The 22,339-nt window shown below is 35.7% G+C and carries 17 protein-coding genes and 4 pseudogenes; 18 read left to right on the plus strand and 3 right to left on the minus strand.

Features of this window, described 5'->3' with window-relative positions:
* Positions 1 to 42 precede the first annotated feature (42 nt).
* The 16 genes and pseudogenes from hopE (at position 43) to EXS92_RS04120 (ending at position 19,367) form a co-directional block, all read left to right on the plus strand.
* Positions 43 to 864: a Hop family outer membrane protein HopE gene (hopE, locus tag EXS92_RS04055; protein WP_000395382.1), complete on the plus strand. Its 822-nt coding sequence runs from the start codon at positions 43 to 45 to the stop codon at positions 862 to 864.
* Positions 865 to 1,071: 207 nt separating this feature from the next.
* Positions 1,072 to 1,998 carry a 16S rRNA (cytosine(1402)-N(4))-methyltransferase RsmH gene (rsmH, locus tag EXS92_RS04060; protein WP_165515652.1) on the plus strand — a complete coding sequence of 309 codons (927 nt, stop codon included), beginning with the start codon at positions 1,072 to 1,074 and terminating at the stop codon, positions 1,996 to 1,998.
* A gap of 7 nt (positions 1,999 to 2,005) precedes the next feature.
* Entirely contained in the window at positions 2,006 to 2,350 is a 345-nt protein-coding gene (locus EXS92_RS04065; protein ID WP_079343683.1) for a hypothetical protein, read from the plus strand.
* A 116-nt stretch (positions 2,351 to 2,466) separates the two neighbouring features.
* Positions 2,467 to 2,663: pseudogene (locus EXS92_RS08130) on the plus strand (hypothetical protein).
* Between the two features lie 138 nt (positions 2,664 to 2,801).
* Positions 2,802 to 3,704, plus strand: coding sequence for an SAM hydrolase/SAM-dependent halogenase family protein (locus EXS92_RS04070; RefSeq protein WP_079343685.1), 903 nt, complete (start codon positions 2,802 to 2,804; stop codon positions 3,702 to 3,704).
* Between the two features lie 225 nt (positions 3,705 to 3,929).
* Positions 3,930 to 5,882 carry a porin family protein gene (locus EXS92_RS04075; protein ID WP_165515653.1) on the plus strand — a complete coding sequence of 651 codons (1,953 nt, stop codon included), beginning with the start codon at positions 3,930 to 3,932 and terminating at the stop codon, positions 5,880 to 5,882.
* 191 nt (positions 5,883 to 6,073) lie between these two features.
* Positions 6,074 to 7,294 (plus strand): HD domain-containing protein, encoded by a 1,221-nt coding sequence (locus EXS92_RS04080; protein WP_165515654.1) that lies wholly within the window; start codon positions 6,074 to 6,076, stop codon positions 7,292 to 7,294.
* A 506-nt stretch (positions 7,295 to 7,800) separates the two neighbouring features.
* Positions 7,801 to 8,610, plus strand: coding sequence for a helicase (locus EXS92_RS08135; RefSeq protein WP_341848046.1), 810 nt, complete (start codon positions 7,801 to 7,803; stop codon positions 8,608 to 8,610).
* Between the two features lie 914 nt (positions 8,611 to 9,524).
* Positions 9,525 to 11,012: an Eco57I restriction-modification methylase domain-containing protein gene (locus EXS92_RS08185; RefSeq protein ID WP_425251220.1), complete on the plus strand. Its 1,488-nt coding sequence runs from the start codon at positions 9,525 to 9,527 to the stop codon at positions 11,010 to 11,012.
* Between the two features lie 9 nt (positions 11,013 to 11,021).
* Positions 11,022 to 14,978 carry an SNF2-related protein gene (locus EXS92_RS08010; protein WP_425251219.1) on the plus strand — a complete coding sequence of 1,319 codons (3,957 nt, stop codon included), beginning with the start codon at positions 11,022 to 11,024 and terminating at the stop codon, positions 14,976 to 14,978.
* 120 nt (positions 14,979 to 15,098) lie between these two features.
* Positions 15,099 to 15,308, plus strand: a complete 210-nt coding sequence (locus EXS92_RS04095; RefSeq protein WP_000462384.1) for a hypothetical protein — start codon at positions 15,099 to 15,101, stop codon at positions 15,306 to 15,308.
* Positions 15,305 to 15,556: a hypothetical protein gene (locus tag EXS92_RS04100; protein ID WP_001105119.1), complete on the plus strand. Its 252-nt coding sequence runs from the start codon at positions 15,305 to 15,307 to the stop codon at positions 15,554 to 15,556. The genes EXS92_RS04095 and EXS92_RS04100 overlap by 4 nt, the downstream gene beginning before the upstream one ends.
* A gap of 68 nt (positions 15,557 to 15,624) precedes the next feature.
* Positions 15,625 to 16,008, plus strand: a complete 384-nt coding sequence (locus EXS92_RS04105) for a hypothetical protein (RefSeq protein WP_000410257.1) — start codon at positions 15,625 to 15,627, stop codon at positions 16,006 to 16,008.
* Between the two features lie 12 nt (positions 16,009 to 16,020).
* Positions 16,021 to 18,081 carry a type IA DNA topoisomerase gene (locus tag EXS92_RS04110; RefSeq protein WP_165515655.1) on the plus strand — a complete coding sequence of 687 codons (2,061 nt, stop codon included), beginning with the start codon at positions 16,021 to 16,023 and terminating at the stop codon, positions 18,079 to 18,081.
* Between the two features lie 54 nt (positions 18,082 to 18,135).
* Entirely contained in the window at positions 18,136 to 18,606 is a 471-nt protein-coding gene (locus tag EXS92_RS04115; protein WP_198933158.1) for a hypothetical protein, read from the plus strand.
* A pseudogene (locus EXS92_RS04120) lies at positions 18,576 to 19,367 on the plus strand (nucleotidyl transferase AbiEii/AbiGii toxin family protein). The gene EXS92_RS04115 and the pseudogene EXS92_RS04120 overlap by 31 nt, the downstream one beginning before the upstream one ends.
* 73 nt (positions 19,368 to 19,440) lie before the next feature.
* On the opposite strand, the gene EXS92_RS04125 reads toward EXS92_RS04120, so the two are convergent.
* From EXS92_RS04125 to EXS92_RS04135, 3 genes and pseudogenes are all read right to left on the minus strand, one after another.
* On the minus strand, positions 19,441 to 20,106 hold the full coding sequence (locus tag EXS92_RS04125; RefSeq protein ID WP_165515656.1) for a hypothetical protein: 666 nt from the start codon (positions 20,104 to 20,106) through the stop codon (positions 19,441 to 19,443).
* Positions 20,084 to 20,461, minus strand: coding sequence for a hypothetical protein (locus EXS92_RS04130; protein ID WP_000365702.1), 378 nt, complete (start codon positions 20,459 to 20,461; stop codon positions 20,084 to 20,086). Before EXS92_RS04130 ends, EXS92_RS04125 begins: the two co-directional genes overlap by 23 nt.
* Positions 20,462 to 20,507: 46 nt before the next feature.
* Positions 20,508 to 21,177: pseudogene (locus EXS92_RS04135) on the minus strand (AAA family ATPase).
* A 637-nt stretch (positions 21,178 to 21,814) separates the two neighbouring features.
* Here EXS92_RS04135 and EXS92_RS04140 point away from each other — a divergent pair.
* Together EXS92_RS04140 and EXS92_RS04145 are read left to right on the plus strand one after the other, a co-directional pair.
* The gene (locus tag EXS92_RS04140; RefSeq protein ID WP_000189763.1) at positions 21,815 to 21,979 is read left to right on the plus strand and encodes a hypothetical protein; all 165 of its coding nucleotides are present in this window, start codon (positions 21,815 to 21,817) and stop codon (positions 21,977 to 21,979) included.
* A pseudogene (locus EXS92_RS04145) lies at positions 21,980 to 22,246 on the plus strand (ArdC family protein); the annotation flags it as partial.
* Positions 22,247 to 22,339 lie beyond the last annotated feature (93 nt).

The following is a 22,339-nucleotide window of genomic DNA, read 5'->3' on the forward strand; positions in this document are numbered from 1 at the left end:
TATTATTTTATGAGACAATTTTAAAGATAGGAATGTAAAGGAATGGAATTTATGAAAAAGTTTGTAGCTTTAGGGCTTCTATCCGCAGTTTTAAGCTCTTCGTTGTTAGCCGAAGGCGATGGTGTTTATATAGGGACTAATTATCAGCTTGGACAAGCCCGTTTGAATAGCAATATTTATAATACAGGGGATTGCACAGGGAGTGTTGTAGGTTGCCCCCCAGGTCTTACCGCTAATAAGCATAACCCAGGAGGCACCAATATCAATTGGCACTCCAAATACGCTAATGGGGCTTTGAATGGTTTTGGGTTGAATGTGGGTTATAAGAAATTCTTCCAATTCAAGTCGCTAGATATGACAAGCAAGTGGTTTGGTTTTAGAGTGTATGGGCTTTTTGATTACGGGCATGCCGATTTAGGTAAGCAAGTTTATGCACCTAATAAAATCCAGTTGGATATGGTCTCTTGGGGTGTGGGGAGCGATTTGTTAGCTGATATTATTGATAAGGACAACGCTTCTTTTGGTATTTTTGGTGGGGTCGCTATCGGCGGTAACACTTGGAAAAGCTCCGCAGCGAACTATTGGAAAGAGCAAATCATTGAAGCCAAAGGTCCTGATGTTTGTACCCCTACTTATTGTAACCCTAACGCTCCTTATAGCACCAACACTTCAACCGTCGCTTTTCAGGTATGGTTGAATTTTGGGGTGAGAGCCAATATCTACAAGCATAATGGCGTAGAGTTTGGCGTGAGAGTGCCGCTACTCATCAACAAGTTTTTGAGTGCGGGTCCTAACGCTACTAATCTTTATTACCATTTGAAACGGGATTATTCGCTTTATTTAGGGTATAACTACACTTTTTAAACCCTTTAAAAGGGTATTTTTAAGCCCTTTTTTGTCTTTATAAAAAGGATTTTAAGTTGGGTTTTTGCATCTTAATTTTTACATCTTAAAAAGCTAAAGATTGAAAGCTGAGGTTGATTATAAAGAAACTTTTAAGCGTAACCAACAAAACCAATACCATTGAGTAGGCATTTGGAAAATTCACCTAAAGGGTTTTAAGGGGATTGTTTGCAAGAAATAGAGAGTTTGCACCAAAGCGTTTTGTTGCAAGAAGTTTTGCAAGCGTTCACGCCTTTAGAAGAAGGGGTTTTGATTGATTGCACTTTAGGGTTAGGGGGGCATTCTAAAGCCCTTTTATCCCAAAAACCGCACCTAAAGCTCATTGGCATTGATAAGGATAAATTCGCTCAAGAAATCGCTAAAGAACGATTGAAAGCCTTTGAAGGGCGTTATAATCTCTTAAGTGGAGGGTTTGCCAAACGCTTTAAAGAAGCCCTAGAAACGCATGACAAGGAGATTAAAGGGGTTTTAGTGGATTTAGGGGTGAGCTCTTTACAGCTTGATGATGATAACAGAGGGTTTAATTTCCACTCGCACGCTTTGGATATGCGCATGGATTTAGAGAGCGATTTGAACGCTCAAAAAGTCATCAACTCTTATCCTGTAATAGCGTTAGAAAAAATCTTTAGAGACTATGGCGAGATCAAAGAATACAAAAAAATCGCCCACAAAATTGCAGAAAGGCGCGCTAAAAAACCCTTTAAAGACGCTAAGGATTTGAGCGATTTTTTAAGCTCTTTTTCTAAAAATAAAAAAATCCATCCAGCGACTTTGGTGTTTCAAGCCGTTCGCATAGAAGTCAATAGCGAATTAGAAGAGTTAAAAGAGTTTTTACAATGCGCTAGAAACCTTAAGGGGGCGATTTTGTGCGTGATTTCTTTTCATTCTTTAGAAGACGCATTAGTGAAAAACGCTTTCAAAGATTACGCTAAAAATTGCATTTGCGATCCTTTAAGTTTTAAATGCACTTGCTCTAACAATCACGCCTTAGGCGAAATTTTAACCAAAAAGCCCATCACTCCAAGCCCAGAAGAAATTAAAAACAACAGGCGTTCACGAAGCGCTAAAATGAGGGTGTTCCAATTTAAGCCATGAGTAAGCCATGAATATCAAAACCCATTCTTCAAATGAAAAAGAACGCTTTGTGCGCATAGAAGAGGGCGAAAAGAAAGAATTATTCGCTGGAACTGCAAATGAAAATCCGCATGGTCTTTCTCTAATGAATTTAATAGGGGTATTGGTTTTTGGGGGCGCGTTTTTAGCTCTGTTAGCGCCTAAAATCTATTTGAGCAATAATATTTATTATATTAGCCGTAAAATCAACACCCTAGAAGATCAAAAACGCCTGCTTTTAGAAGAACAGCAAATCCTAAAAAACGAATTAGAAAAAGAGCGTTTTAAATACTACATAGAGAATAGTGAAAATATTGGCGATATTGCGTTTTAATGAAAAAATGCCAGAAAACATTTTTTAAACTAAATATAAAAGAGCTTGCGTCAAGCAAGGTCTCTTATAAAGCGCTCTTAGAGGGCATTAAGCGCAAAATATCCCCCTATGCGTTCATGATTTTGCTATCAAACAAAGCAACTCAAACCCCTTTTTTAGAAAAATTAAGGGGGGGTTAAAGGTTTTGAGTGTCAAGTTTTTATTAAAAATGACCTAATTAACGCTAAATTAGCCCTAAAACAAACGCTTGTTTTTAAAAATTTGTTTCTATTTATTGTTTCTATTTAGATGTAAAGCCCCTTTAAACCCTTGATTTTTAGGAAAAACCTCTCTTAAATAGTATAATAGAAAAGCCCATAAAAGTTAATCAAGGAGCAACCATAAAAAATATTCACTTCGCTTTTGTTATTCAGTATATAACACAACACTAACATCAGATAAGGAAATATAGATGAGAAAAACGATTTCAGCGTTGTTTTTATCAGCGTGTATAGGGTTATCGTCTGTTCATGCAGATAACGCTTTGATTTTACAAACAGATTTTAGCCTAAAAGATGGGGCCGTCTCGGCGATGAAAGGCGTCGCTTTCAGCGTTGATTCTAATCTTAAAATCTTTGATTTAACGCACGAAATCCCCCCGTATAACATTTGGGAAGGCGCTTACCGCTTGTATCAGACCGCCAGTTATTGGCCAAAAGGTTCGGTATTTGTGAGCGTAGTGGATCCGGGCGTAGGCACTAATCGTAAATCGGTGGTGTTGAAAACTAAAAACGGCCAATATTTTGTCTCTCCAGATAACGGCACGCTGACTTTGGTAGCGCAAACTTTGGGGATTGATAGCGTGCACGAAATTGATGAAAAAGCCAACCGCTTGAAAGGTTCTGAAAAATCCTATACTTTCCATGGTCGTGATGTGTATGCTTACACTGGGGCGCGTTTGGCTTCTGGAGCAATCACATTCGAGCAAATCGGTCCAGAGCTTCCCCCAAAAGTTGTTGAAATTCCTTACCAAAAAGCGAAAGCCACAAAAGGGGGAGTGAAAGGCAATATCCCGATTTTGGATATTCAATATGGCAATGTTTGGAGCAATATCAGCGATAAACTGCTCAATCAAGCAGGGATCAAACGAAACGATATAGTGTGTGTAACTATTTTTAAAAATTCCAAGAAACAATACGAAGGGAAAATGCCGTATGTTGCGAGTTTTGGCGATGTTTTAGAAGGCCAGCCGTTGGTCTATTTAAACAGCTTGTTGAATGTTTCCGTGGCGTTGAATATGGATAATTTCGCGCAAAAACATCAAATTAAATCTGGTGCTGACTGGAATATTGATATAAAGAAGTGTGCTAAATAAGGCGCTTTTTAAAAAATTAAGGGGGGGTTAGATATTTTTAACTACCAAACTTTGATTAACACAGCCCAATTAATGCTAAATTAACCCTAAAACAAACGCTTGTTTTTAAAATTTTGTTTTAATATGAAACACTAATCCCTTGTAAAAACTTTAAATTTCAAAAAACAAACAAACAACCCCCTTAAATTGTATAATAAAGGCACTATAAACTAAAAAGAGATAACCATGAGAAAACTATTCATCCCACTTTTATTATTCAGCGCTTTAGAAGCGAATGAGAAAAATGGCTTTTTCATAGAAGCCGGCTTTGAAACTGGGCTATTAGAAGGTGCACAAACGCAAGAAAAAAGACACACCACCACAAAAAACACTTACGCGACTTATAACTATTTACCCACAGACACGATTTTAAAAAGAGCGGCTAATTTGTTCACAGACGCTAAATCTATATCGCAATTAACATTCTCATCCTTATCTCCTGTTAAAGTGTTGTATATTGGTGGTAAATTAACTATAGAAAATTTCTTACCTTATAATTTAAGCAATGTGAAGCTTAGTTTTACAGACGCTCAAGGCAATGTAATTGATCTAGGCGTGATAGAGACTATCCCCAAACACTCTAAGATTGTTTTACCCGGGGAGGCGTTTGATAGTTTAAAAGAGGCGTTTGATAAAATTGGCCCCTATACTTTCTTTTTTCCAAAATTTGAAGCCACTAGCACTTCTATTTCTGATACTAACACGCAAAGGGTGTTTGAAACGCTCAATAAGATTAAGACAAATTTGGTCGTAAATTATAGGAATGAAAACAAATTTGAAGGTCACCAAAACCACTGGGAAGCCTTTACCCCACAAACCGCAGAAGAATTCACTAATTTGATGTTGAACATGATCGCTGTTTTAGACTCCCAATCTTGGGGCGATGCGATCTTAAACGCTCCTTTTGAATTCACTAACAGCTCAACAGATTGCGATAATGATCCTTCAAAATGCGTAAATCCCGGAGTAAATGGGCGTGTTGATTCTAAAGTCGATCAACAATATATACTCAACAAACAAGGTATTATTAATAATTTTAGAAAAAAAATAGAAATTGATGCGGTTGTTTTAAAAAATTCAGGGGTTGTAGGGTTAGCCAATGGATATGGTAATGATGGTGAATATGGCACATTAGGAGTAGAAGCCTATGCCTTAGAACCCCAAAAACTCTTTGGCAACGACCTTAAGACTATCAATTTAGAAGATTTAAGGACCATCTTGCATGAATTCAGCCACACTAAAGGCTATACCCATAACGGGAACATGACTTACCAAAGGGTGCCAACCGGTCAAAATGAAAATGGCAAACCAAAAGATTCTGATGGCCTCCCTTATAATGTGTGTTCGCTTTATGGGGGTCAAGGTCAGAGCGCTTTCCCTAGCAACTACCCTAATTCCATCTATCACAATTGCGCAGATGTCCCAGCTGGCTTTTTAGGGGTAACAGCAGCGGTTTGGCAGCAGCTTATTAATCAAAACGCTTTACCCATAGATTACGCTAATTTGAGCGCTCAAACGAACTACAACTTAAACGCTAGTTTGAACACGCAAGATTTAGCCAATTCCATGCTCAGCACCATTCAAAAAACCTTTGTCACTTCTAGCGTTACCAACCACTATTTTTCAAGTGCTTCACAGAGTTTTAGAAGCCCTATTTTAGGGGTTAACGCTAAAATAGGCTATCAAAACTACTTTAATGATTTCATAGGGTTAGCTTATTATGGCATTATCAAATACAACTATTCTAAAGCCCTTAATCAAAAATTCCAGCAATTGAGCTATGGTGGGGGGATAGATTTGTTGGTGGATTTCATCACCACTTACTCTAATAAAAATAGCCCTACAGGCGTTCAAACCAAAAGGAATTTTTCATCATCTTTTGGTATCTTTGGTGGGTTAAGGGGCTTGTATAACAGCTATTATGTGTTGAACAAAGTCAAAGGGAGCGGTAATTTGGATGTGGCTACCGGGTTGAACTACCGCTATAAGCATTCTAAATATTCTGTAGGGATTAGCATCCCTTTGATCCAAAGAAAAGCTAGCGTCGTTTCTAGCAGTAGCGATTACACAAACTCTTTTGTTTTCAATGAAGGGGCTAGCCACTTTAAGGTGTTTTTTAATTACGGGTGGGTGTTTTAGAGTGAGAAAGAAATTGATAAAAATAACGTTTTTTTAAATAAAAGCCTTATTTTTATCTTTTTTTCGTATAATAAAATTTAAGTTAGTGTTGATAGTGGTGCGTTAAGATTTTTCAATCTTGTGCGATAAAATCAACGCTTCTTAATAAGCTTATAGTTTTAAACATTCAAAATAGTATAAAAAGGAAAGTCATGTATGCGGCTCATCCTATTAAACCCCTAAAAGCCCCTAAACTCAAAACTAAATTTTTGAGACGTGTGTTTGCGGGCGCGTCTATTAGGCGCTGGAATGACCAAGCATGCCCTTTGGAATTTGTGGAATTAGACAAGCAAGCCCATAAAGCGATGATTGCGTATCTGCTCGCTAAAGATTCAAAAGATAGGGGTAAAGATTTAGATTTAGATCTTTTAATCAAGTTCTTTTGCTTTGAATTTTTGGAGCGCTTGGTTTTAACCGATATTAAACCCCCTATTTTTTACGCTCTCCAACAAACGCACAGCCAAGAATTAGCCTCCTATGTTGCGCAAAGTTTGCAAGATGAAATCAGCACGTATTTTTCTTTAGAGGAACTCAAAGAGTATTTAAGCCACAGGCCCCAAATTTTAGAAACTCAAATTTTAGAGAGTGCGCATTTTTATGCGTCTAAGTGGGAGTTTGATATTATTTATCATTTTAACCCCAACATGTATGGCGTGAAAGAAATTAAAGATAAAATTGACAAGCAACTCCACAATAACGATCATTTGTTTGAAGGGCTTTTTGGGGAAAAAGAAGATTTGAAAAAATTGGTGAGCATGTTTGGGCAGTTGCGTTTCCAAAAGCGTTGGAGCCAGACCCCAAGAGTGCCACAAACTAGCGTTTTAGGGCATACCTTATGCGTGGCGATTATGGGGTATTTGTTGAGCTTTGATTTAAAAGCTTGTAAAAGCATGCGGATCAATCATTTTTTGGGCGGGCTTTTCCATGATTTACCCGAGATTTTAACCCGAGACATTATCACGCCTATCAAACAAAGCGTTGCAGGGCTTGATCATTGCATTAAAGAGATTGAAAAAAAGGAAATGCAAAACAAAGTCTATTCCTTTGTTTCTTTGGGCGTTCAAGAAGATTTAAAATATTTCACCGAAAACGAGTTTAAAAACCGCTACAAAGACAAGTCTCATCAAATTGTTTTCACTAAAGACGCTGAAGAATTATTCACGCTTTATAACAGCGATGAATACCTTGGGGTTTGCGGGGAACTTTTGAAGGTGTGCGATCATTTGAGCGCGTTTTTAGAAGCCCAAATCTCTCTTTCTCATGGCATTTCCAGTAACGATTTGATTAAAGGAGCTAAAAACCTTTTAGAATTGCGATCCCAAACGGAATTGCTTGATTTGGATTTAGGGAAATTGTTTAGGGATTTTAAATAAACTCAAAGAAAACCATCTCAGCGCAGATAACGCTAATAAGATTAAGCAATTTTTCTTTAATAATGGTTTTATTTTAGGTTGGACTAAAGAAGAACAAAGCGCTATGCAAGAAAACAGAGATTATTCTTTAAGAAGCGCTCTTTTGAGTTTGGAAGAAATCGCTCAAGCAAAAATTGAATTGCAAAAATACTATGAAAGCGTTTATGTTAATGGCGATGGGAATCAAAGAGACATCAAGCCTTTCAAAGAAATTTTAAGAGACATGAACAATTTTGAAAAAGCTTATCAACAGCGTTATAACGAATTGGTAAGCTTGAATGAAGCAATCGTTCAAGCTAAAGAGGGTAGTAATGAGCGGCAAGATTATAGCGCAAACAACAATAACCCTATTAACAATACAATAGAGACTAATACTTCTAACAATATTATTAAAAATAATGATAATAATCATCCAAATTTAAGCTTGGCTGATTTAGAATTAGAGCAACAAAATTTAGGAGAACCAAATGGAAAAGAAAGAACGAATCGCGCAGATGAGCCGAGCAGAGCTAGAGCAGGAATTCCGCAAGAAATTCACCGCAGAAGCGAACATGGAGGACAGCAAGAGGGAATGGAGCGATCGAGTGATGAAGAACTTCTACACCAAGACCCTAATCTATTTATTGAGCCTAGAGAGCAGGGAGGAACAAGAGGAGTTTATAGATCTAGCGACCAACAGGCAGTTTCAGAAAAACCCCATAGAGAGCGAGATAGATTACATGAACATGTATTTGGAGGAGATGGAGTATCAGCAAGAGCAGATAGCAATGGAGAATCAACTCAAGCGAGCAGTCCAGCAAGCCGAATGGAAAATGGAGCAAGAAGCGAAGAAAAAGGGGATAATCCCAGTAATGAGAGAGGAATACCACAGCCACCGCAATCCCCATCTCATCAACAAAATAGCTCCAGAGATTTGGGGCTTTCTCTCTCTAGAGAACAGCCAGGACAGACTGGACGCTTACGCCTTTTTGATCATGGACAGGTGGGCTCATTATTTCCCACAGACCATGAAAACCAAAGATCACAGAACAATAATGAGCTTGATAAAAGCAGTGATAGAGCAAACGAAAATGGAGACAGAAGCCCTAGACAGAATGGGAGCGCAAATCAAGAGGGCGCAAGGGGTGAGCGATTTGGAATTGCTCCAGGAGGCTCAAATCAATCAGTATTATTACCTGCTCAAAGCCGATTACATCTTGCAAGACTTGGCGCACCAAATGGACTTAGAGACCTTGAAAAAAACAGGGATCAAGAGGGAAGACTTTTATCAAATTTAGACCATTTAGAAAGCTTGCTTAACGCTATTAGAAACAACACCATAGCGAGCGAGCCTGACTTTAGATCCAGGCTCTTAGAAGCCATTCAAAACAACGAGCCTTTAAAGGATAGTGTTGTAGGGGCACAACTCCTTAAAGACCCTACGACTAAAATATTCTATGATAAATTCCAATTAAAAATCAGCCCTAAAAAAGTCTTAGAGATTTTAGAAAATCGCATTCAAAAATCCATTGAAACAACGAATGAAACGCTAAACGCATTCAATGCGCTGGATAGTCAAGCCATTGATAAAAACGCTATCTCTAATAGCGTAGGATTAAATCCCACACAAGAGAGCAAAATAACAGACAATAGCGTAGAGTTGAATAACGCACAAGAGCAAGACACTCAAGAAAGCGCACAAACCACGCTAAAACAAGAAACACAAGAGCAAACCACACAATCCACGCCAACCATCCCCCTTAATCCTAAAATAGATTTTAAGCCGAGCGAAGAAGTTTTAATTAAAGGAGCTAAAACCCGCTATAAGGCTAACATAAAAGCCATTAGGCTTTTAAAAGAACTGCAAGCCAAACAAGAGATCTTAAAAGGCGGTTATTACGCCACTTTAAAAGAGCAAGAAATCCTAGCGCAATTTAGCGGATGGGGTGGGTTAGAAAGCTACTTTAAAAAGGCTCAACGCCCTGAGGAATTTAAAGAATTAAACGCCTTACTCACTAAAGATGAATTCAGAAGAGCTTATTCAAGCGCAAGAGACGCTTACTACACCCCTAAATTAGTTATTGATAGCATTTATCAAGGTTTAGATCAATTAGGGTTCAATAACGACAATTATCAAAAAGAAATCTTTGAACCCAGTTTAGGCACAGGCAAATTCATCGCTCATGCACCAAGCGATAAGAATTACCGCTTTATGGGAACAGAATTAGATCCCACTAGCACAAGTATTTCTCAATTCCTTTACCCTAATCAAGTCATCCAAAACACCGCTTTAGAAAACCACCCTTTCCACCAAGATTATGATGCGTTTGTGGGCAATCCCCCTTATGGCAATCATAAAATCTATAGCTCCAATGACAAAGAATTGAGTAACGAGAGCGTTCATAATTACTTTTTAGGGAAAGCGATTAAGGAATTGAAAGATGATGGCATAGGGGCGTTTGTGGTGAGTTCTTGGTTTATGGACGCTAAAAATCCTAAAATGAGGGAACACATCGCAAAAAACGCCACCTTTTTAGGCGCGATAAGATTGCCTAATAGCGTGTTTAAAGCAACAGGAGCGGAAGTTACGAGCGACATTGTGTTTTTCAAAAAAGGCGTTGAAAAAGCAACCAATCAAAGTTTCACTAAAGCCATGCCTTATTATGACAAGATACTCAATAGCTTGGATGATGACACCCTTTTTGCCTTACAAAACAACCGCTTTGATAGTTTTATCCCTAGCGACCAACTTAAAATTGTCAATGCGGTTGCAAACCATTTTGGTTTCAAACAAGAAAAATTGCAACGCTGGTATGAAAAAATAGACACCACTAACTTTGGCTACAGCGCGCAAGATTATCAGGTTATCAAAGACTTCATGGATAAAGTTGGCGAGAACAATATCAATCTCAACGAACAAACCCTAAATGAATACTTTATCCACCACCCTGAAAACATTCTGGGGCGTTTGAGTTTGGAAAAAACCCGCTATAGCTCTGAAATCAATGGCGAACAAATTTATAAATACGAGTTGCAAGCCTTAGAAGATGAGGGCTTGGATTTATCCCAAGCGCTTCAACAAGCGATAGAAAAATTGCCTAAAGATGTCTATCAATACCATAAGACTACCCTTAAAACAGACGCTCTTATTATTGATCCAAGTAACGAACGCTATCAAGAAGTCCAAAAACTTATCAAAAATTTAGAAAGGGGGGAATTAGTCAAGTGGGATAATCTTTACTATAAACTGGAGCAAGATAATGAAATGGGCATCTTTTTAAGACCCACTAAAATCAACTCTAAAGCCCAAGACTCACGACTAAAAGCCTATCTTAAAATCAAAGACGCTTTGAATGATTTAACGAGCGCGGAATTAAACCCCTTAAGCTCTGATTTGGAGCTAGAAAGTAAAAGAGTTAGGCTCAATCTTGTTTATGATGGATTTGTCAAGAAATTTGGCTATCTCAATGAGAATAAAAATCGTAAGGACATCAAACAAGATTTGTATGGCGCTAAAGTTTTAGGATTAGAAAAAGACTTTGAAAAAGAAATCACCCCTAGAAGCGCCAAGATGCAAAACATAGAGCCAAGGCAAGCTCAAGCTAAAAAGGCTCAAATCTTTTTTGAAAGGACTTTAAACCCTAAAAAAGAACTTATTATCACTAACGCTAAAGAGGCATTAATTGCAAGCATCAATTAAAAAGGGGGTTTGAATTTGCATTTCATTAGGGATCATTTTAAAACCCAAAGTTTAGAAACCACGATTAAAGAACTTTTAGAGCAAAAACTTATTTATAAAGACCACAAGGATAATGGCGACTATGTTTTAGCGAACAATTATTTGAGCGGCAATGTAAAAAGAAAACTCAAAGAAGTTAAAGAAGCCATCAATCAAGGCGTGGAGGGATTAGAGGCTAATGTGAAAGATCTAGAGCTGATTATCCCTAAAGATTTGAAAGCCACTGAAATCATGGCTAATATCAACAGCCCTTGGATACCCACTCAGTATTTAGAAGAGTTTTTAATAGAATTGAGCGCTAACCATTATGAAAAGCAATACGGCGATAAAATGACAGATTACCAACTAGGCAATCTCAAAGAAAATATCAAAGTAGAACACCTAAGCGGTGCTTATGAAGTTTTTGTTAGAAGCAATGAATTAAACGAGCTTTATGGCATCAGGCATAAAGACAAGCCGCATTCTTATAAAGCGCCTTTTGAAAGCCTTTTAAATAAAGTCTTAAACAACAAGGATTTGAGCGTTAAATACGCCCAAGTTGATCCCAATGACCCTAAAAAAGAAATCTTTATCACTGATGAAGAGCAAAGCAATCTCGCCAGACAAAAAGCAGAAGAATTGAAAGAGGCTTTCAAAGACTGGATTTACAAAGACTATGCAAGAAGAACCCATTTAGAGCAAATCTATAATGACACTTTCAATAACCTGGTTTTAAAAGCCTATGATGGCTCGCAATTAGAACTAGAGGGCTTTAATCAGCATATCAAATTGCGACCCCACCAAAAGAACGCTATTTTTAGAACGATCCAAGACAGATCGGTGTGTTTAGATCATCAGGTTGGAGCGGGCAAAACTTTGTGCGCTATAGCCAGTTGCATGGAGCAAAAACGCATGGGATTAGTGAATAAAACCCTCATTGCCGTGCCTAACCATTTAACCAAACAATGGGGCGATGAATTTTATAGGGCTTACCCTAACGCTAACGTGTTAGTCGTTGATAGCAAGGACATCACTGAAAAAGAAAGAGAGCTTTTATTCAATCAAATCGCTAACAACAATTACGACGCTGTGATTATCGCGCACACCCATTTGGAATTATTGTCTAACCCTAGAGGAATCATAGAAAAATTGAAAGAAGAAGAGCTAGTGAATGCCGAAAAAAACTTTGAAAGGCAAGAACTGGCCTATAAAAATAACCCTAGAGAAACTAAAAAACCTAATGAAAGAGCCTTTAAAAACAAGCTGGATAAAATCCGCGCTCAATACGATGCGATTTTAGAAAAACAAGGCTCCCATATTGATATTAGTCAAATGGGGATTGACAATTTGATTGTGGATGAAGCCCACTTATTCAAAAATCTAGCCTTTGAAACTTCTATGGAAAAAATTGCAGGGCTTGGTAACCAACAAGGCTCTAATCGTGCCAGAGATTTGTTTATTAAAACGCGCTACTTGCATCAAAACAATAAGAAAATCATGTTTTTAACCGGCACGCCTATAGCTAATTCCTTGAGTGAAATGTATCACTTGCAACGCTACCTGACCCCTGATGTGTTGGAAGAAAGAGGGTTAGAATTCTTTGATGATTGGGCTAAGACTTATGGGGAAGTGGTGAATAATTTTGAATTAGACACTTCCGCTCAAAGTTATAAAATGGTCAATCGCTTTTCTAAATTTAGCGATGTGCAAGGCTTAAGCACCATGTATAGAGCTTTTGCAGATATTGTCTCCAATGATGATATTTTAAAGCATAACCCCCACTTTGTGCCTAAAGTGTATGGGGATAAACCTATCAATGTGGTGGTGAAAAGAAGCGAAGAAGTGGCTCAATTTATTGGCGTGGCGGATGAAAATGGCAAATATAATGAAGGCTCTATCATTGATAGGATGCAAAAATGCGAGGGCAAGAAAAGCAAAAAAGGGCAAGACAATATCCTTTCTTGCACCACAGACGCTAGAAAAGTGGCTTTGGATTACCGCTTGATTGACCCTAACGCTAAAGTAGAAAAAGAATTTTCTAAAAGCTATGCTATGGCAAAAAATATCTATGAGAATTATTTAGAAACTCATGCCACTAAAGGCACACAACTTGGTTTCATAGGTCTATCCACACCCAAAACCCATAGCCAAAAAGTGAGTTTAGAAGCGCTAGATAACACTCATGAGATAGAAAATAAAAATCCCCTAGATGAAGCTCAAGAACTTTTAGAGAGCTTGTCTAGTTATGATGAAAATGGCAATCTTATCGCTCCTAGCAAGAAAGAATTAGAGAACGAACTCAAAGAGAAAAAGGCTAAAAGCGTCAATTTAGATGAAGAGCTAGCTAAAGGCTGTAAGTTTGATGTTTATAGCGATGTTTTAAGGCATTTAGTCCAAATGGGTATCCCACAAAATGAAATCGCTTTCATCCATGACGCTAAAACCGAAGAACAAAAGCAAGATTTGTTTAAAAAGCTCAATCGTGGCGAAGTCAGGGTATTATTGGGCAGTCCTGCTAAAATGGGCGTAGGCACTAATGTGCAAGCCAGATTAATCGCTATGCATGAATTAGATTGCCCATGGAGGCCTGATGAATTGTTGCAAATGGAAGGGCGTGGGATAAGACAAGGCAATATTTTACACCAAAATGACCCTGAAAATTTTAGAATGAAAATCTATCGCTACGCCACTGAAAAGACTTATGATAGCCGTATGTGGCAAATCATAGAGACTAAATCTAAAGGCATAGAGCAATTTAGAAACGCGCACAAATTAGGCTTGAATGAATTAGAAGACTTTAATATGGGGAGTTCTAATGCGAGCGAGATGAAAGCAGAAGCGACAGGCAATCCCTTAATTATTGAAGAAGTCAAATTGAGAGCGGAGATTAAAAGCGAAGAATCAAAATACAAAGCTTTCAATAAAGAACATTACTTCAACGAAGAAAGCTTAAAAAACAACGCTTCTCAATTGGATTATCTCAAACAGGAATTGAAAGATTTAGAAACGCTTCAAAGCTCTGTAATAATCCCCACTCATACAGAGATCAAGCTCTATGATTTGATAAATGAAGAAAGTAAGGATTATGAGCTTATCAAAGTTAAAGAAGTAGAGCCTTTAAAAGAAAACGCCTCTATGAGTGAAGAATTAACGCACAAGAAACTCAAAGAACAAAACAAGCAAATAGCCGAACAAAATAAAGAAAAACTGGACGCTATTAAAAAGCAATTTGCAAGCAACTTGAACACCTTGTTTTTGAATGAAGAAGAAGATTATAAGCTTTTAGAATACAAGGGCTTTGTGGTGAATGCTTATAAAACTAAGTATCAAGTGGAGTTTAGTTTAAGCCCTAAAGACAATCCCAATATTGCCTATAGCCCTAGCAATATGATTTACAAAAACGATACAGCCAACATGTTTAGTTCTTATAATTTCTGCGCTGAGATCAAATTTGATGGGTTGTTAAAGAGGTTAGATAACGCTATCATTAAACTCCCTGAAAAAATCAAGGAATTAGAAAACTCCATTGAAACCACTAAAGAGAATATTTCTAAATACACCAGATTAGTGGAGCAAAAACCTTCTTACCCACGACTAGAATACCTGCAAGCTTTAAAATGGGATCATAAAACTCTAATAGATGATTTAGCTAAAATGGGCAAAGACAGAGATTATAAGCCTGTGTTCAACCCTAAATCTAAAGAAGTCTTAAAGAATTTGAACGCTGGAAAAAGAGCGAGTTTAGAAAATGAGAGGGAAGAGCAAGGGGTTAAGGGGAACACAAAGAGCCATGATGAAATAGAGCCAGCTACAGAACAAGTGATTGAAAAAGAAATAGAAAAAGGAGCTGAAATTATCTATTCTAAGGAAGTTGCAACCACTAATAATGTTGATTACTACGAGAACGAACAAGAAGTGGAAATTACTAAATCAATGGGTAGAAGATGAGAAAGCAGTCTAACAAACTCTTTAGTTTTTCAAATGGCATTAAGTGGCGTGATTTACGCCTTATTATGCGAGTAGTCAAGCTAGTGAAACGATTAGCTAAGTTTAAATAAGGGGAAAACAATGTTTGAATTAGGATTTTTTCTATTCTTAGGGCTTTATATTATCAATTCTATCTACTTGTATAAAGCCCTAAATAGCACCAAACAATCTCAAGAAGATTTTATGAATAAGCATAGCGAATTATTAGAAAGCTTGCTTGATGATGTAAGCGAGTGCAAAAAGAGATTAGAAATCTTAGAACAAAAATCAATTAAGGAGTTAAAGCAATGAATTACGATGTTTTAATGGGATTTTTAGCACTAATCTTGCTAATTATTTGGTATGCCTATGGATTAAGGCAATATCTTAAATTAAAAGATAAGAATAAGAGATTAAAAGAGAAATTACAACGCTGTAATTGTAATATTAAAATTCCTAGTATTCTTGAAATGGCGCATAAACCTATTATTATGGATATTAAGGGGGAATTGCTACCACATCTTACAGAGAGTTATAGAAAATCAAAATTTAAGGAGTAATAACAATGAGCAATACAGAAATAAAGTGTAGCAAATAGGCTAACGAAAAAATAGAGTTAATTAAGAAATTGGAAAAAGAAAGCGAAGTTTTAAAGAAAGATTTACAACAACATTCAAACGAGCTTTTTAAAATGTTGATTATTGATAATGAAGATTTGTTTAAAGAGCAATTTGAGATTATGTTTAAAGCATGGGTTGAAATCGTAAAAATGATGTTTGAATTAACCAAAAAAACCAAATTTGATGGCGAAATGATTGGCTACACAGAAGAACTTTTAAACTTTTTAGTTAGAGATTTTTTTAATGGGATTTTTAAATCCAAAGTAATACCTAAAATGCCTATTTTTTGCGGTGATGTTAAATGCGAAGATTTTAATGCCCTAAGAAGTTTAGTTTATCTTTCTGTGCTTGAGTTGGAAGAAACGATAAATCCTAATAAAATCCCATTTTAAAGGAGCAATCAAATGAATAACAGCGTCATCATTATTGAAAGTCCTAATAAGGTAGCTAAGATTAGAGAAATCATAGGAGCTAAGGTCTTTGCTACCATAGGGCATTTTATGCAACTTAAAAGCTATGATGAAAGTAATGGCTTTAAGCCGACTTTTGATTATGACCAAGAAAAGAAAAAACATATTTTTGAGATGATAGAGGCGTGTAAAAACAAAAAGGTTTATATCGCCACTGACCCTGATAGAGAGGGCTATGCTATAGGCTATATGTTTTATCAAAAAATCAAAAATGTAGCTAGTTCTATTTATAGGGCGGAGTTTTTTGAAATCACACCAAGTGGGATTAACAAGGGCTTACAAAACGCCCTTTTATTTGAAAACACCAATAAGCAAATGTATCAAAGTGCTTTAGCAAGACGAGTTGCAGATATGCTCTTAGGTTTTACGCTATCCCCTTATTTAGGTAAGGCTTTAGGACAAATGAAAGGTAGTAGTGCTGGGCGAGTGCAAACCCCTTGTTTAAAACTTATTGTAGATAGAGACAGAGAGATTGAAAAATTTAAGGCTTTACCTGAAAATGAGAAAGTAAGCTATCAAATTCAAGCTAAGATTAACGATAGTGCTAACAGAGAAGTAACTATCAAGCATTGTGATGAAAAGGGCGAAGAGATTAAATTCAATGATAAAGAAGAGGCTTTAAAACTCTTTGAAAGCTTAAAGGATAATAAAGCTTGTCTTTTAAAGGATTTAAAAAATTCTATCCTAGAAACTAAACCTAAAAAACCTTTTATCACTTCTACGCTTTTAGAGAAAGCGAGCTCTGAGTTAGGTTTAAGTATCGCTGAAGTGCAATCTCTAGCTCAAAGTCTTTTTGAGGCTGGGCTTATTACTTACATTAGAACGGACGCTGAAAGTTTGAGTGTGGAATTTTTAAATGAGGCAGAGAGCTTTTACGCCCCCATTTATAAAGAAGTGTATCTAAAAAGAGAATATAAAGCTGGTAAGCAAAGCCAAGCAGAAGCACACGAGGCGATTAGGATTACGCACCCCCATACTTATGAAAACTTAGAAAGTGTGGTCTATAATGCTGGCATTGCTAATCAAGACGCTTTAAAACTCTATCAACTTATTTTTGAAAGAACTATTGAAAGTCAAGGCAAGAATGCTATTTACGACAAACAAGACTTGCTCTTTAAAATCAAAAATGAGTATTTTAAATGTTCTGTAAAGAGTTTAAAAAGTGCTGGATTTTTAGCAATGTTTTCTAAAAAAGAGCTAGAAAATGATGAAAGTAATGATGATAAAGACAATAAAGAAAAAGAACAAAACGCACAATTTAATCTAAAAATTGATGATGTGTTAAGTCTAAATGACTTAGTTTTAGCCACCATTAAAAGAAATGCCCCAAGTGCTTATAAAGAGGCAGGTTTTGTCAAGCTTTTAGAAAATAAAGGCATAGGCAGACCTAGCACTTATGCGAGCTATTTGCCTACGCTTGTAAAAAGAGAATATATCAGCATTAGCCAAGATAAAAAACACATTATTACGCCTACACATAAGGGTAAGAGAGTGGTAGAAGTGTTTGAAAATGCTTATCAATTCATTATTGATTTGACCTATACTAAACAAATGGAAGAAATGCTAGATGAGATTGTAGAAAATAAAAGCTCTTATGTGGATTTTATCAGCAATTTAAATTCTAAATGCCCTAAGATTGAAAAGCTAGAAAGAAATGATGATGATATAAAACCTAGCAGTGAAGGACAAATCACTTATATAGAAAATATTTTAAGAGATTTGCAATTAAATTTAAGCGAAGAGTTTAAAAACTACAAAGAAGACAACAGAGTGGCTAAGGCGTTTTTAGACCGATACATTAAAGAGCATGAGTTTTTTAAGAAAAACAACAAAAAGGCTAGTAGCTCTAATAATGATGAAAATAGACCCGCTACGCCTAAACAAATTAGCTTTGCTGAGATGTTAGCTAAAAAGCATAATGTCAAGCTCCCCAAAGGATTTAAATATAGTATGAAAGTGTGTGGGGATTTTATCAATGAGTATCATAAGAAGTAGTAAGTGAAATTTTGCTAAACTAGAACCTAATTAAAACTAATGAGGGAGTTTAGCATGCTTTATATTCCACCCACTTCAAAAGAAGTCTATGTTAGCTCTATTGTGGCTTTAAATATCCATAGCCCACAAGGCACAGGAGATTGGCATAGTAGCTATGCTTTAATGGAGAATGCGTTTGATGATATAGGGGTTTATATCTATGGTGAAAAACAAGCCCATAATACTAATAAACTACTAGGCAATCTAGGCATTATAGATGGCACAGCAAGGCTCAATAAAATGGGCTATTACCCTAAACATACTCCCACTTATATTGCAGAGCATCCAAGAGCTTGTGTAGATTGTCTCTATGTTTCTGTATTGCAAACTGGAAAGCTAGGGGTTGTTATGCTAGATGAATGGTTTCCTAGTATTGAAGATAAAAAGAGTGTCTATGCTCTTATAGAAGTGATGAAACCCAAATTAAACAAGCAAGAAAGAGAGAATTTGGATAAATGGATAGCAAGAAACCCCATTACCGAGTGATTTTAAGCGAACAAGAAATCTATCATGAAAGATTGATGAGAGCCATTGTTAAAAATTTAGCCGACACCCCTATGGTGTTAAAGGGTGGAACAGCGTTGTATCTAGGCTATGGCTTAAATCGTTTTTCAGAAGATTTAGACTTTGATTGTCATAAAAAAATCAATCTCTTAGGCAGAGTAAAGAGTGCTATTCCTAATGGCATTATCTTAAATGATATTCATATTAAAAAAGACACTGATAGTGTGGGGCGTTATATGGTGCGTTATGCTACCAAAGACAATAAAGAAGAACAAACTTTAAAATTAGAAATATCTTATAGAGACACACCAAAAGAGAGCGAAGTCAATGTTATTGATGGAATGAAAATTGCCAAAGTGGAGCGTATTATTGACAATAAACTCTGTGCTTGTTTTGATGGGGAGCATATAAGAACTAAAGCAAGAGATTTGTTTGATTTGCATTTTTTAGCCAAGTATTATGAAGAACACTTTAACTTAGACTTGGCAAAGCGTTTAAAAGATTTTAGCAAAGACCCTGATAAATTAGTGAGCAATTATTTAGAAGATAAAAATGATGATATTCTAGTTAATAAGATTATGGACTTGGAATAAACAGCTCTAGAATTAAGCATTATGGCTCATCTAATTCATAAAAAACCTGAAAAATAATCTCATTCCCTTAATACCCTGCAAGAACCTAATGTTTATAATAGTTTAGATAATTCTAATGAAAACACCCACACATCTAAGCGTAGGCGATAAGTAACCTTATTGAGTGGGTATTTGATAGTTTTTAGTTGTTTTGTCTTGTTAATTTAATTCTATTTAAAACTACTTAAATACCCTTGCTCTCTAAAGTCTCTTTAAAACATTGTTGCAATTTTTTAGAAAATGGCTCTTTTTCTTTGTCATAGTCTTTTCCTAAGCTGATATAAAGTGCGGTGTCTTTGTCTTTAAAGTCTTTGATTTCTTTTGTAGGTTTATAACTCAAAAATTCTCTAATCTCTTTAGCATAACCTTTTACTAAAACTTGCAATAAGTCAATGTCATAAGAAAATTTATCTTTAAGGACATTTTGAGCGATTTCTATTAAGCACTCATCATAGATTTCTACACTTTCATTAAACACTTCTTCTACATCACTTTCTTTAATACCATTTAAAAATAGATAGTAATTAAAGAGCCTATCTTCTTTTTCTTCATTTAGCCATTCTAAATCATCTTCATATTCTTCTTCATCTATAGGCTTAAAATCACTAGGAATAGTGCTTTCATAATCAATAGGACTAAACTTACACATCAAGCGTGAAATAAGAATTTTAGGGGCATTCTCATTGCTTATCTTAGCAAACACCATATTGGCTAAGATATTAGCTAAGATTAACTTCTCTACTAAACTAGCTTGGCTGATTTCTTGTTCTAGTGTATCCTTAAACTTTAAAGGGGTGTCTTTATAGATTATCTTATGCGTAAAAAATTCATTCAAGTTCATTGTTTTCATTATTGCCCTTTTCTTTGTTTTGTAATCTTTCTAGTTGCTTTAAAAGCTTTTGCTCTTGGGTGTTTTTTCTGTGTTTTAAATGCCTAATAAGCGCTTCTTCAATAAAAGTGCTTCGTGTCTCTTTAAATGAGCCAAATTCTAGCAAAAATTCATCAAGTTCTTTTATCACACAAGGACTAAAGGCAATGTTAAAGCTCTTTTTCTTATCTTCATCTAACAAGCTTTTTTTACGCCCCCTTTTTTTAGGGATTTTTACTTCCTTTGTGCTAGGCTCTTGTTTTAGGGGGGTATCTTGGGCTTGTTCTTCTTGTTCTTCAAACTTCTTTTCTAGCTCATCAATTTGTTGTAAATCCATACTTGTATGCTCCTTATTGTGTTTATTTTTGTGCTTTTTAACCCTTCTAAACCGCATGTATTTTCTCTTTTTCTAAATGGCTTTTTAATTCGTTATAAAAATTAACCCACTCATTGATAGCCTTTTTATCGCTGTATTCTATGACCCCTAAGCCTTCGCTTACACTGCGCTTATAAACAATGCGCTCACTCAAAGAGCTTTCTAAAAGTGTAATCCTATCGCTAGGGTTATTTTCTTTAATAAACTCTATTAAGGCTTGTCTTTCTTTAAGGGTTAGGAATAGTAGGCATTCTATTGATGACAATTAAGGCTCTTAGATTTTCATTAAGCTCTTGGAGTTGCTCAATTCTTTCTAGCATATTAGCTAAGACTTCAGTGTCTAATTGACTAGGAGTTGTTGGCACTAGCACAATATCACTTAAAAGCATAGCTTTTTGGGTTTCTTTGCTGTATTCCCCCTTAGTATCAATAAGGATATTTTCATACTTAGATACCATTTGCTTTAAAGTATCGCTAAAGCCACTACTACGATTAAATAAGCTAAAAGTGGGGCGTTCTTTTTCAGCACGAATTGTAGCAAAAGTTTCCATAGACTTTTGGCTATCTGTATCTAAAACAACCACTTCTTTATTGTCTTTGAGTAATTGCACGGCTAAGTTTAAACAAAGCGTGCTTTTACCACTGCCACCCTTTTCATTAGCAATGCAAATGGTCATGTTATTTTCCTTATTTTAGTTATTTTAAAAGTATATCACAATTATATAGATTTTGAATTAACTTTAAACAATTTGATTGTTTAAGATTATTTATATAAATATAGTGAATAATTAAACTTAGCAAGGGATAATAAAACTATGTTATTTAAAGAGTATTTAGTCTTTAATTTAATATTAAAATGTTAAAAGAATTTATTCTTATTTAGCTTATATCATTAAACTATTAAGAAATTAAATTATCAATTAAATTTAAAGCATTTTAAGCGAACTTTCTCAAGAAATTCTAAGGTTTAATTTGTCTTTTTCATTTTTAAAAAAAGTTTTTTTAAACATTAAAAAGGAGCAAAAAACTATCATTTTAGCTTAAGATTAGCTTAAATTTTAACTTTTTTTCATTAAATTTTTAGGTTTATTTACTTTTAATTTACTTTTAGATTAAGTTACGCATTTTAGGGGGTTGCATGGTTTGAGCCTAAAAAATGTGTGCGTACACACTTGTGTTTTTTGCTTAAAAATAGCTTAAAAAGTGGCATATGTGTACGCACACACTTTGAAAAAGTAAATAAGTCAAGACCTTGATTTCCTTGTAATTTTAATGGCATTCTAAAAAGATTTTTTAAAAACAAGGACAGAAAAAATGACACAAGATTTTTTAGAACTTAAAGAGGGAAAATACCCTATGAATGAATGGCAAATGATAGAGTTTATGCAAATGGGAGTAGAGCCTAAAAGCGAACAAGAAACAAAAATAGAGTTAGAACATTCCTTAGAAAATGAAGTCAATAAAAACAAGGAGCATTAAATGAAAGCGTGGAATGAAATGGATATTAAAGAGCAAAAAGAGGTTTTTGCTAGGTTTTTAGCGAGCGAAATTGCTAAAAGTTTAGAATCTGGATTAGAGTTTAAGCCAAATAATAGAGCTTATAATGGTAATGCTGGCAATGCCTATAATGGCTTAAATTCTCTTATTTTAGATGCCAAGCAACATGAGAATGGCTATGAGAGTAATGTTTGGGTAGGTTTAGATGATGCCTTAAAACTTGGGGCAAACCCTAAAGAAGTGGAGCATAGTGAATTACCCAACCGCTAAAGCGATTGGGCTTTTTCTTGCTTCGTAGCTCCATAACTAGCTAGATCTAATATGTTGCCATATTTAGAACTA

Source organism: Helicobacter pylori (genome assembly GCF_011175115.1).
In the GTDB taxonomy this organism is placed as follows: domain Bacteria; phylum Campylobacterota; class Campylobacteria; order Campylobacterales; family Helicobacteraceae; genus Helicobacter; species Helicobacter pylori_DF.

Bases quoted from the DNA above. Each gene is read 5' to 3' on its own strand.
- EXS92_RS08135 (WP_341848046.1), top strand. From the start codon at position 7,801: ATGGAAAAGAAAGAACGAATCGCGCAGATGAGCCGAGCAGAGCTAGAG.
- EXS92_RS04070 (WP_079343685.1), top strand. From the start codon at position 2,802: ATGAGAAAAACGATTTCAGCGTTGTTTTTATCAGCGTGTATAGGGTTA.
- EXS92_RS04125 (WP_165515656.1), bottom strand. From the start codon at position 20,106: ATGAAAACAATGAACTTGAATGAATTTTTTACGCATAAGATAATCTAT.
- EXS92_RS04065 (WP_079343683.1), top strand. From the start codon at position 2,006: ATGAATATCAAAACCCATTCTTCAAATGAAAAAGAACGCTTTGTGCGC.
- EXS92_RS08185 (WP_425251220.1), top strand. From the start codon at position 9,525: ATGGGAACAGAATTAGATCCCACTAGCACAAGTATTTCTCAATTCCTT.
- EXS92_RS04095 (WP_000462384.1), top strand. From the start codon at position 15,099: ATGTTTGAATTAGGATTTTTTCTATTCTTAGGGCTTTATATTATCAAT.
- EXS92_RS04115 (WP_198933158.1), top strand. From the start codon at position 18,136: ATGCTTTATATTCCACCCACTTCAAAAGAAGTCTATGTTAGCTCTATT.
- EXS92_RS04130 (WP_000365702.1), bottom strand. From the start codon at position 20,461: ATGGATTTACAACAAATTGATGAGCTAGAAAAGAAGTTTGAAGAACAA.
- EXS92_RS04110 (WP_165515655.1), top strand. From the start codon at position 16,021: ATGAATAACAGCGTCATCATTATTGAAAGTCCTAATAAGGTAGCTAAG.
- EXS92_RS04075 (WP_165515653.1), top strand. From the start codon at position 3,930: ATGAGAAAACTATTCATCCCACTTTTATTATTCAGCGCTTTAGAAGCG.
- EXS92_RS04100 (WP_001105119.1), top strand. From the start codon at position 15,305: ATGAATTACGATGTTTTAATGGGATTTTTAGCACTAATCTTGCTAATT.
- EXS92_RS04140 (WP_000189763.1), top strand. From the start codon at position 21,815: ATGACACAAGATTTTTTAGAACTTAAAGAGGGAAAATACCCTATGAAT.
- hopE (WP_000395382.1), top strand. From the start codon at position 43: ATGGAATTTATGAAAAAGTTTGTAGCTTTAGGGCTTCTATCCGCAGTT.
- EXS92_RS04080 (WP_165515654.1), top strand. From the start codon at position 6,074: ATGTATGCGGCTCATCCTATTAAACCCCTAAAAGCCCCTAAACTCAAA.